Below are 12229 nucleotides of genomic sequence, written 5' to 3'. Positions count from 1 at the left end.
TTCATTTCGACGGCCGAATTACCGGTGACAGCTTCCTCATCGGGAAACCGACTCATATTGAAAGCTGAATTTCCGGTGAAAACATCTTCGCCGGGAATTCCGTTCATTTCGGCAATCGAATTCCCGATGACAGCTCCTTCCCCGGGAATTCGAGCATTCGTGAAGATGACGTTTTCGAGATAAAATTGTATGATTTCTAAGATGATGACAATGAAAAAAGATCAGGTTGATCTCTTAGGAGGTTGCCTGATCTTTTTTGTATTGCACTAAAATTTTATAGCGCTGGTGTCGACTACATCTCCTGCACCTTGACCTATTGAAGAGTGCAATCCGCGGAATTCGCCGAACAACACAAAATACAGACGAGCATCCTCGTCGGAGTCAGCGTAAAACGGTATCGGCTGCGTCTTAAGAGTATCAAACATAAACATAGGAATAGTTATTCTGAGTGCGGGGATAATTTTATAATCGGACGGAACAATCGGATTATGGAGTTATTTCCGCCTTTTTGTGGATACAATAAAGAGTATCGCAATATATTTAAAAAATACTTTCGATATCATCTAGGTAGGGTTATAATATTCTTATATGAAAATTTGATTACTATCATACAATAATATTCCTTTTTTTCATCTACACCACCAAATGAAAGCCTTTACAATTCGAATATCTATTTTACAGTTTATATTAAAGCGAGGTGCTTGATATTGCAGCTTCAGGATAGAGTGAATAAAATTACTGAAAAATATGAGAAGAAGGCCCTTCTGGGATTAGTTTCAATAACTCCGGAAGAATTTAGCAATTTGTCCGATGGTTTTAGAGAAATGATTCAGCATCCATCTCGATTTAAAATTCAAGAAAAGCGGCAACTTACCACCCTGACTCTTATAGGTTTCAATATGTATCATTTTTCAGGTCAAAGATTCTGGGAAGAACTGGCTTCGTATTTTGGTATTGATAAAGTACAGTCATTAAGAAACGAATGTGTAATAAATGTTGAAGGATTCTGTAAAGCAAATAGATTCCGCCTGTACAAAACTAATCAACAAACTTTATACAGAGAAACTATTCAAATGCATTCCATCATTGCAAATCATCAATTCAACAAATTTATTCAGGTTCTTTTTGATTTGTACATAAAGGATCTGGAGGAAGATGTGAACGATGACATTGTAAAGGAATTGCTTAAGTATCTATATAAACTATTCGCAAGTTATCAAAATGATGAAGATATCGTATCTGAGTACCGGGGATCAAAGATGACGGTGACCAACCAACAATTGCCGAAATCCTTTAAAAAAGCTTTCCTCGTTAACGGGAGTAGAGTAGCGGGCTTAGTAAACCGATATTTTCTATATTTTGATCTACTGATGAGAGAAGAACCACTTTCATTTAAATCAAACGATTATTACGATCATTTGTTTGAGCAGCATCTTACTGAAATCGGAACCCAATTAGAAATTCAAAAAAGTTCCCCTGCTAGAAGTGGCGGAAAGAAACAATATAAGAAACCATTTTTTAAATTGGAGGAGACGTATACTGGCGCACAGCTATATCTGACCATCCCTAAACAGTTAATTTTACCCTCTGATATTGGGGAAAGCATTGAAATAACTTTTTTCAATGATAAGAAAATGCTATGGAAAAAGGAATTAGATGCAATGCCAGGCGCCCTTTTTTGGAAAACATTGCCTTCTCAATATCACCTTGATGCGTTTTACCCCCACCTTACATACAAAATCACTTCAGGGAATGTCCCTATTTTTGAATCCAAAAACATTATGTCTAATAACTTTCTACTATTTAATTCAAAAGGAGATCAACTCTTACCTTCCAAAATTAAGAAGGACGAGACATACTTTATCATCACAGAGGAAGGTGCTGAAGTAGAGCTAATAGGGATGAGATCCGAATATTCATATCGGAAAAATGATTACGTCCGTTATGAAGTAATTTTTAATGAGGATTCAGAAATGTGGATAGATGGTGTATTGCTGTCAGCATCATCAAAAGTTCAGCCGGACGGTTTTCCTAGCACGACAAAATATAAGGGAGCCCATCTATTATCAGACAACAAAGAATATGCAGCAGTCAAGTCCGCATCCTACTTCAGTTTTACCTACCCGCAAAATAGTGCGCTTAACAAATATCGTTTTTCAGTCAATGGGATTTTGTTGGATGAACAAGCGATAGTTAATATGGGGGAGGTATCAACCTTAGGCGATGGCACTGGCAGATCGCAGTGCATTTTAGATTTCAGTGTTTTTTTGAGACAAGGTGAAAGAATATTAGAAATTGGGATTCGCAAAAAGGGCGATTTTGCGCCGGTATTTGAACAAAATTATGTGATCATAAATGATCTGGAATGGGCGTTTCAAAAAGAATTTTATGTGGATGAAGCTTCAGCGCAGATTTGCTCTTTAGAAAGCAGAGATCTGTCTATAACTCTGAATCCTCACAACAATCATTACGTGGATATGAAGGCAAAGAATTATCGACAATCTTTTAATCTGCAAGGGCGCCAATTTTGGATTGAAGTCGCTATCCCGCTCATTTCGATTGAAAGTAGGGCGGATCGCAGCAAAATATCTTTAGATAAAAAGTATTATTTTGAAAGTTGCCCATTGGAAGAGTTGATCATCAATATTCCCGGTCAAGTTTATGAGATGCAGTGCTCTATGGGGAATCAAACTAAAAAACTAAATATCAAACGCCAAGGAGATACTTCATCAGTCAATGTAAAACCGTACATATCCTCTCGTCAAGCAGATGTTCATGAATTCAGTCTTAGGGTGGGTAATAGGGACTATCCTCTTTTTCAGGTTTATTACGAAGAACAACTGGAGGATGTGGATTGCAAATATGCTACTCCGAATAAGTTGATGGGTGGACTGTCTTTGACGGGTGAATATATTGGGAGCAGAAAATTGTATTTGGAGATTACGGATGAGCAAGGTCAAAGCAGAAAAATCTACGATAATATCCGGCTCCCTTTCTACGATCCAAGCTTAGAATTGGCTTTTGATGTATACCATGTGCAAGTGTATACCACTTCGCCAAGCTTTTTTGGCGAGCATGATGAGAAGAACATACTGTTTGAGGACAAGCTTATTCATGGGGATGAATTTATCTTAAAGAGCCGCCGTAGACTCGTTCAAAGTGTAGCAGCTGTTTCTAATGGAGAGAAATTTACAACATCAAAGTTGTGTTTTTCAGGGATTGGATACGATCCCTATAAGGAAGAGTATAAAGCTCGGGCATACTTCTTTTATACTGATCGCTATACCGGGGAGGAAAAAAAGGCCTATCTGGATCAAAATCCCATCAGGTTCAAAGAAGTGATTCCTATGAATGAGGAATATATTATTAGTCCGGAAGATGCGCAAGGAGAATGGATGATAATAGACACCCATACGGGAAATATCAACCCTCGAGCAGCAGATTCATCACATGACTATCAAAGGTACAAGGTAATTGAAAATCTAGTAATACGAATTTTATGAGAGGAGGATTATTTGATGACATTTAACCCTATTACTGGCTCACAAAATATACTGAATCATTATCTATCTTACATTACTTCGACGTTCTACATAAAGGATGAAGAAATTAGGAATAAATTTGAAGAAGCTTTGGGGGGGATGGAGATTGGGAAAGGCCCGTACATTGACTTCACGGATTCCTTCCGGACAGGGAAATCGCTTCTGGAGCTTGTTGAAGAAGGCGTGGTAACCCAAGAGTTTAAAAAAATCGCCTATGAAGGAGAGGGGGCAATCAAGTTAAGCCGCCCTTTGTACGCCCATCAAGAAGAAGCTATTCGCAAGGTGAAAAATGAGAGAAATATCGTCATCACAACTGGGACCGGTTCAGGAAAAACAGAAGCCTTTTTATACCCGATATTGAACAGTCTAACGAGTGAAAAAGAGAGCGGCAAACTGACGCATGGGGTTCGTGCGCTGTTGATCTATCCTATGAATGCTCTTGCGAACGACCAATTAAAAAGAATGAGAGAACTCCTGCGCCATTATCCTGAAATAACATTTGGATCCTTCACTGGGGAAACTGAAGAAACCGAAAGAAACGCCTTAGCAAAGTACAAAAAATTGAATAACGGAGAAGTTCCTATAGTTAACGAACGCATTTCCCGAGAAAGGATGAAGTCAGAACCGCCGCATATCCTTATTACAAACTATGCAATGCTAGAGTATCTCCTAATCAGGCCGGATGATAATGTGTTCTTTGACGGACGGCATTCCAATAAATGGCAATATATTGTCTTGGACGAAGCCCATACTTATACAGGCGCAACGGGTATTGAGGTATCCATGCTCATGTCCCGCTTGAAGGATCGGATTTCCAGAGGGACACAAATCCAATTTATCCTCACAAGTGCAACTTTGGGTGAGGAGAAGGACAATCCCCATATAGTAGAATTTGCCCAAAACCTTTCGGTCAGGTCAAAGTTTGAGGAACAGGACATCATAAGGGCAAAACGCCATTCCTTTGACAATGTACTTTCTGAGGAAGAGGTAGATATTGATTTTTACAAAACTTTGTATCAAATCATAACCGAGGATCCAACGGACTTATCGGAAAGGCTGAATCTAGTGATTGATAGCTATTTCCCGCAATATGAGAATCAGAAAAATTATCAAGAAAAGTTATTTGAAATCGTTCAGCATGATCAGAGGTATATTCAAGCAAGAAGGAGCCTTCAAAAGAAACCACTTGATGTAAAAAAATTAGCCCAAAAAATGAGTACAGCGGAAAAGGATTTAGTTGCTTTCGTAGAGGTGGCAAATAAAGCCAAGAAAAACAATGTCATGCTGTTGGATGCCCGATACCATATGTTCATCCGTTCGTTGGAAGGTTGTTACAGTACCCTTGATGAAAACCCCAAAGTCTCTCTGATACCACGAAAACGCGGTGAAGCAATCGCGGGCCAAGATGATAAGTATTATGAAATCTCTGTGTGCCAATTCTGTGGTGAAGTCTATCTGCTAGGAGGTATAGATTCAGTAACGAAAGAATTTATACAGTTAAAGAACCAGAAAAAACAATCTTTTATGTTGGTTAAAGATAAGAAAGACCTAGCCCCTTATCTTAATGTGATTTCCTCGAATAAAGAGAAGGATGAGGAAGAGTCTTTTGTTGTTTATGATTTTAACGTACAGACAGGTATTACACGCCAGTATAATGGTCAAAGTTTTGGAGATAAGGCACACCACCGTTATCTAGTGAAAAATGAGAAACAACAGGAAACGGATTTAAAAACTTGTTATTCTTGCAATAATACCAACAAAAGAACAGGTGTGCTACGTGATTTTTATATCGGTCAAGCTGCTGCTACGAGTGTGCTCGGGACAAGCATTTATGAAGAAATACCAGGTTATAAGGTAAAAGTTACTCAAAAAACGTTGGAAGCTTCTGAAGAATTGGATGATTTTTTTGGAACTCCTGTAAGGGGATACCAGAAACAAGAAGAGAGTGAAGAGTTGCTTAAGAAACAACTTCTTGTTTTTTCTGATAGTAGACAAGAAGCTGCTTATTTCGCAAGTTATTTTGATGTGACGTATCACAATATCCTTCGCCGCCGGATGATGGTTGAAGCTATACGGGAAACCAGAAATACAAGAGGCATGGATGCGGAGGGTTATGAATTAAAACATATAGCCGACCATCTTGAGAATATCATTCGCAAAAGTGGCTATGAAGAGGAGGAAGACCCAAAGAAAGAGGCATGGAAAACAATATTGTATGAAATGTCCACTAATGAAAGGAACAGTCTGGAAAAACTGGGACTCATCCACTTCAATTTTGTTGACAACCTAGGCGTGAATGCAATCGGTAAGTATAATGGGAAAGATGCTGCTACTTTATATAAAATAGTGTCAGAAGCATTTAAAAATGATGGGATGATTGAATTCCCTCTTCAGAATCAATTTACGGAAGAGGATTACTCCTACTTCATATACTCAGGAAAAAGACAATACATAACACTTGAACCAGCGAATAAATACGATACCTCATTTGTCCCTAAAAGATACAATAAATGGACAAAGTACATAAGTAAGACTGCAGGGGTTGATTTAGAACTAGCGAAAAACTATTTAAGAAATATTTGGAAGGGCCTTTACGAAAAACATGAAATCCTCGATTTTGGGGCTGGCGGAAGTAAAGCTTTACTGAAAAATGGTTGCTTTAAAATACAGTTGACTGAAGATAATACTATACAATGGTATAAATGCAGCAAATGTGGAACTCTAACACCCCATAATATTTATGATTGTTGTCCTCAAGGGGCATGTGATGGCAAACTAGTTCAAGCTTCTCCTTTGGAGGAACAAAAAAGTAACCATTATATGAGTTTGTATCAAGAACTTTCTTTGAACCCAATGAGAATCAAGGAGCATACAGCCCAATTAAGTCCCGAAAAGGCAAAACAATATCAGGAAGAATTCATATTGAAAAAAATCAATATTTTGAGCTGTTCCACTACTTTTGAAATGGGTGTGGATGTTGGTGATTTGGAAACAGTTTTTATGAAGAATATGCCGCCCTCACCTGCAAACTATACGCAAAGAGCTGGTCGCGCAGGCCGTAGAGCAGACTCTGTTGCATATGCTTTGACATTCTGTAAAGTTGGATCGCATGATTTAACATTTTTCAAAGAACCAGAAACAATGATTAGAGGGAAAATCAGGCCGCCTAAGTTCAATATACATAACGAGAAGATAGTGAAGCGTCATATGCAATCTTTTCTGATAAGCAGCTTCTGGAGACATCACCCAGCTCTATATAAAGATGTGCAAACTTTTTACGAAGCGGATAACTTTTCTAACTTTATGGGGTATATACGTGAGAACAAAGAGAATATGATAACCCATCTGCAGAGCATTATACCAATTGGGTTACATAATAAAATAGAGGACTGGTATAGTACGTATCTTTCCGATCATAGTATTTTTATGGAAGATCGAAGCCAATACTTAGCTGAGGTGGAGGAACTCGTTGAAGCAATGGAGGAGTTCAAACAGGATGACAATAGATTGTTCCTTGCAAATCGAATCAGTTTTTCTTTGCGAAAAATAAGGGAAAAGAACATCTTGAATTACTTATCGGCACGCAATATTCTGCCTAAATACGGATTTCCTATCGACAGTGTGGAGTTGATTACGGATCCTTCTTCAGTAGAAACTACTTTTGCCCAAGGGGAGCTACGCTTGCAACGAGATTTGATGCAAGCTATTTCAGAATATGCACCGGGATCACAAGTCATTGCTGATGGAAAACTCTATACGAGTCAGTATATTAAGCGTCCGCCTCAAAAAGTTAAAGAGTGGGATGAATGGGATTTTGTTCAGTGTGAAAATCCCGAATGTGGACATTTAAACTTGCACAGGCACTATCCTGGGGCGCCCACGATGGACAAGTGCGGCATCTGTCAGCAACCTCTGTCTCAACTGAAAGTCAAAACGATGATTAAGCCAGAGTATGGTTTTATCATATCCCCTGAGGTGAAAAAGGCAGGATCAAAAAAACCGATAAGGACTTACAGAGGAGATATCTACTATATTGGAGAGCAAAAAGAATTGTTGGATGAGCGAAGTTTATCGATAGGGCTTGATTTAAAATCAATGTCTAATGATGAGTTGGCGGTCGTGAACCGCAGTCAATTTATGGTTTGCTCTTATTGTGGGTTTAGTGAGGTATCCTCAGATTTTTCTAAACAAAAAATCAAAACCCACAATGCCCCCAATGGGAGAAAATGCCTTAATGAAACATTTACCCGGAAGTCGATAGGGCACACATTCAAGACAGATGTTACAACCTTATCAGTTAATGATTATTTGTCTTGGGAACAGGCTTATTCTATCTTGTATGCGATGCTGGAAGGTCTTTCGAAAGCTTTCTCTATTGAACGAAATGACGTTGATGGTACTATAGACTATATTTACAGTCGCTCGGGAAACAGTAGCACCCGATTCATTCTCTTTGATACAGTTCCTGGGGGAGCCGGACATGTCAGAAGATTGGGTAAAGCGACTGAAGAAGAAATCCTGGATGTATTCAAAGTATCATATGATTTGGTAAAAGATTGCCATTGCGATGAAAATACCGCATGCTACTCGTGTCTGCAAAATTATCGCAATCAGGCGATGCATGATTCTTTGGAACGCAGATTCGCAGTAGATTTCTTTGAACGGGTTTTTTATGATAATGAAAAAATTCGATCCATCCAGATGTAGTAATTACGGGATTTCAAAATTAAGACTGATTACCGAGGCATCAAAAGGAGATACAACGTTAGGAGTAAAAGGTCAGAGTGTTTGTAGTTATTGTGTTTGATTAGATCCTTTTCTTGGGGCGTAATCATAAATCTAAATTCTTTGACCATTGTTTTGATTCCTATCTATATGCGATACTTCAAATTCGCGGAGAAGGATTACCTGTAGCAAGGTGTACGTCACTTGTTGCGTCGGGGTTCATCTTCGCTTTTTTTGTAGCGAAAATTTATAGTATCATAAGTAAGCTAAAATTTGGGCATTTTGATGGACGAGTAGTATGATGAAATTACAAATACATATTATTATGAGGAGTGGTAGGATGACAGCATATGAATTACCAAAAGTGTGGCAGTGGGAAGAAGAGAATTCAAAAAAAGCCGGCAATCGTCCAACAGCCGGGAGTCGATTTGAACAAAAATTACCAGTCGGAGAAGCTCCGTTCCAACTATATTCATTAGGAACACCGAATGGCATTAAAGTCACAATCATGTTCGAAGAGCTGAAAGAATTGGGTGTAGCTGGCGCAGATTATGACTTGTACACTATTAATATTGGAGAAGGCGACCAATTTGGTTCGGATTTCGTTGAAATAAATCCTAACTCTAAAATTCCAGCCCTCGTTGACCAAAGTCTAACTCCTCGTTTGGAAATATTCGAGTCAGGATCCATCCTTCTTTACTTGGCGGAGAAATTTAATCAACTGATTCCGACAGACATTCACGGTCGGACGGAAACCCTTAATTGGTTATTCTGGCAAATAGGAGCAGGCCCTTATGTTGGTGGAGGATTTGGCCACTTCTTTGCTTATGCGCCGGAGCCTATGCAATACCCGATTGATCGCTTCACGATGGAAACGAAACGTCAATTGGATTTGCTCGATAAAACCTTAGTGCAACGACCTTATATAGCTGGTGACACCTATACCATAGCAGATATTGCCATCTGGTCTTGGTATGGTCGGCTAGCTTTAGGAAAATTATACGAAGGATCATATGAATTTTTGAATCTGGATGAATACCCTCATCTCTTAGAATGGTCTCATCGCATTGCAGAACGACCAGGCGTTCAAAAAGGTCTGGCAGCGAAGTCTCAACCGCTTGAGAAGTAGTTCAAGAAAACAAAGCATTGCGTTTTCTCCTTCCGCAGAACCAAAACCTCATTTAGACAGGGTGCGGAGAACCGATTAAAATGTTGAGCCGAGAAAAGCGTTGTTCTATCAGGGATTATTCCATAAAATTTAAAACAAGCAAGCGCCAAGTTTCCGATCGTATATCGGAGACTTGGCGCTTGTCTTTTCTGCCGGACGATAAGTTTTTCTTTATTCATTAGTTTCGTTGGATCAGTTGGCCAACTACTTCGGAACTGCCTGGCATCAGCATAATCAATGCAACGACAATAAACAAAACCCCGATAACAAGCGACATACTTACAATTTTAACGGAGCGTGAAACATCCTTATTTCGCAGTCCTACCACAAGAAGAGCGATGCCTACAAAGAGTATCAGAAAATACCATAAACCCATGCTATCTCCTACTTCCTTTTGTTATTCTTGAGGTAAGTATACCATTCGAGTTCTTATGAATTCATATAGTTATGTCTATATTTTCATTAAGATGTAAATAATATTATCTATACAACAAAATTTAAACCGAGCAAGAGCCAATTTTCCAAAAGATAACGGAAAAACGGCGTTTATTTGTTTTATGCGAAGGTATTCTTTATAGAGGAACTGAGCCAAAAAACTGACAGAAAACCGCTCAATAATGTAAATTAAGGGTCAGCGATAATGGAGAGCATGTGCTGTAATGTATCCTGCAGAGGAGTTGCCAGACGCTGAAGCAAGGTTTCCAGATCCGCGCTGACGACTTCCATGGCGCCGATCCGGACTGCGGCTTTGTCGCCGACCGACAATCTGATTTCGAGTTGATGCAAGAGAACAGTAATAGGTCATTATCCAGTGATGTTATTAGAATTAATATGCTACATAGAAATTTATGCTAGACTGTGAATAAAAGACAGCAAAATTGGTTGAGGTGAGGAAAATGAAATCAGAACAGTTTCATTTAAATGAAGTTGAGAGAAGGAACAAAGAAATTTATTTATCCGAAAAAAATAAGGAATTGTATACCGCTCCTATGAGCTACGAAGAATATTATCGCTTAGTATCAACCAACACACAAATAGAAGACTTACGGGCCTTTTATCGAGACACAACTAAGAACGGTACAGGGTTAACGATTGTACCTAATAAAATCTACGCTCAGACGAATATTTTTTTAGCACTTCACGGAAGATACTCTTATCCAATTCTTCACAATCATGATTTTGTTGAATTAATCTATGTTTTGAAAGGTTCTTGTACAAATTTTATTAATGGGAAAGCAATCATAATGAATACAGGGGATTTTTGTTTTATGGCACCTTCTACAGTTCATGCGATGTTAGCTGTAAATGATAATGATGTAATCTTTAATGTATTGTTGCATGAGGACAGTTTTACTCAGTACTTTCCTCATATTTTAACTCGTAGAGACAGGATTGGTAATTTTTTTAAAAATATTTCTGTGGCAAATAATGCAACACCGTATTTGTTGTTTAAAACAAAGGGTAACGAAAAAATTATGAATCGTATGGTACAATCATTTCACGAATTCACAGATAAAAATTTATTTTTTGAGGACTTGATTGGAGCCTATGTGAATGAAATTTTTATTGAGCTCAGTCGCTGTTTTACACCTGAAACCCTTATTGAAAATTCTGAAAAAAATGCAGCTGCGTTTATACATCCAATTTTGAATTTTATTAAGGTGAATTATAACACTGTCACCTTGAAAGGACTATCTGATATATTTTCATATAGTGAAGCGTACTTAAGCAAATTGATAAAGAAGAATACAGGCCAAAATTTCAAGCAAATTGTTGAAATAGCTCGTTTAGAAGAAGCTAAGTATTTAATGCAAAATACGGATTATACTTTAACGGAAATCAGTCAGAAAGTCGGTTATTTCGATTCCAGCCATATGAATAAAAATTTTGTAAAATTAGTTGGTCTGCCACCGAACAAATGGTTAAAACAAAGTAAGAACGAAATTTAAAAAACAGTGCGCCTTTTGGTGCGTAGCCTCAATAACCGGATACTGTGCGATTTTTTCGCGAGTATCCGGTTATTTTATTTGTCGCGACATGTTGCTTGGATATTTTTCGATCATGGAATAAACTGCTTCGGCTGTGCGTACAAAAAATATCATTGTTTCTCTATGGCAAATTATTACTGACTTTATATGTTTTTTTTACAATTTTTATTTAGCCAGACCATTTACTATGTATATAAGTAAAGCGCATACAAAAAAGAGAGAGGATGTTTTTTATGGAACAGGTAGTAGGAAAAACAATTGAAACAAAGGAGAAAACAAAGAAGTCTACAGCAATTTTTTACAGTTTTGGTGAGGTCGGGAACCAACTGAGTTGGTACATGATTAATACTTATCTAATGATTTTTTATACAGATATTGTAGGTATGGCTGCAGGAGCTATCTCAATCATAATGTTAATAGCTAGGCTGTGGCAGGCAATTAACGGTCCTGTTTGGGGTATGGTTCAAGACAGAACATATACAAAATGGGGGAAATTTAGACCTTATTTAATGTCTACTGAATAATTTATAAACCTTATTGTGACAGCGTTTTTCGATGTTTTTTGGTATAATAGATGCATGGAATCTAGGGGGAAACACCAAAAACCCGTGCACTTTTTTCAAAAATGATACGAAGAGGCGATGAAAATGTACAAAAAGCAGACGAATCGGCAATTGACCATTTATGACTTCGATCAGCCATTGGGCCTCACAATGAATCCAGAAAACCGTTGGGTCAAAAAGGCAGCTTCGATTCCCTGGTCAGTCATTGAAGATAAGTACGCTGCTCTGTTCAACAGTGACAGA

Annotated in this window: 6 protein-coding genes and 1 pseudogene; 6 read left to right on the top strand and 1 reads right to left on the bottom strand. The window is 38.2% G+C overall.

Annotated features, from left to right (window positions below):
* Positions 1–707 precede the first annotated feature (707 nt).
* From BMX58_RS05290 to yghU, 3 genes are all read left to right on the top strand, one after another.
* Positions 708–3503, top strand: a complete 2796-nt coding sequence (locus BMX58_RS05290; protein WP_068622968.1) for a hypothetical protein — start codon at positions 708–710, stop codon at positions 3501–3503.
* A gap of 15 nt (positions 3504–3518) precedes the next feature.
* Complete coding sequence (locus BMX58_RS05285) at positions 3519–8249, top strand: DEAD/DEAH box helicase (RefSeq protein WP_068622967.1); 4731 nt, start codon at positions 3519–3521, stop codon at positions 8247–8249.
* A 358-nt stretch (positions 8250–8607) separates the two neighbouring features.
* Positions 8608–9396 carry a glutathione-dependent disulfide-bond oxidoreductase gene (yghU, locus tag BMX58_RS05280; RefSeq protein WP_068622966.1) on the top strand — a complete coding sequence of 263 codons (789 nt, stop codon included), beginning with the start codon at positions 8608–8610 and terminating at the stop codon, positions 9394–9396.
* A gap of 663 nt (positions 9397–10059) precedes the next feature.
* Here the strand turns inward: yghU and BMX58_RS14640 are convergent.
* Positions 10060–10221: a hypothetical protein gene (locus tag BMX58_RS14640; protein WP_157077227.1), complete on the bottom strand. Its 162-nt coding sequence runs from the start codon at positions 10219–10221 to the stop codon at positions 10060–10062.
* A gap of 110 nt (positions 10222–10331) precedes the next feature.
* Here BMX58_RS14640 and BMX58_RS05270 point away from each other — a divergent pair, with 110 nt between their 5' ends.
* The 3 genes and pseudogenes from BMX58_RS05270 to BMX58_RS14910 form a co-directional block, all read left to right on the top strand.
* Positions 10332–11384 (top strand): AraC family transcriptional regulator, encoded by a 1053-nt coding sequence (locus BMX58_RS05270; RefSeq protein ID WP_068622964.1) that lies wholly within the window; start codon positions 10332–10334, stop codon positions 11382–11384.
* Between the two features lie 272 nt (positions 11385–11656).
* Positions 11657–11947 (top strand): MFS transporter, encoded by a 291-nt coding sequence (locus BMX58_RS05265; RefSeq protein ID WP_068622963.1) that lies wholly within the window; start codon positions 11657–11659, stop codon positions 11945–11947.
* A gap of 123 nt (positions 11948–12070) precedes the next feature.
* Positions 12071–12229: pseudogene (locus tag BMX58_RS14910) on the top strand (IS5/IS1182 family transposase); the annotation flags it as partial.

Origin of the sequence: Trichococcus ilyis (assembly GCF_900109135.1) — a bacterium.
Taxonomy (GTDB): Bacteria; Bacillota; Bacilli; order Lactobacillales; family Aerococcaceae; genus Trichococcus; species Trichococcus ilyis.
This window is presented reverse-complemented; position numbering and strand designations above follow the sequence as displayed.

What these genes read in the sequence shown, in the direction of transcription:
- BMX58_RS05265 (WP_068622963.1), top strand. Translation starts at nt 11,657, where the DNA reads ATGGAACAGGTAGTAGGAAAAACAATTGAAACAAAGGAGAAAACAAAG.
- BMX58_RS05270 (WP_068622964.1), top strand. Translation starts at nt 10,332, where the DNA reads ATGAAATCAGAACAGTTTCATTTAAATGAAGTTGAGAGAAGGAACAAA.
- yghU (WP_068622966.1), top strand. Translation starts at nt 8,608, where the DNA reads ATGACAGCATATGAATTACCAAAAGTGTGGCAGTGGGAAGAAGAGAAT.
- BMX58_RS05285 (WP_068622967.1), top strand. Translation starts at nt 3,519, where the DNA reads ATGACATTTAACCCTATTACTGGCTCACAAAATATACTGAATCATTAT.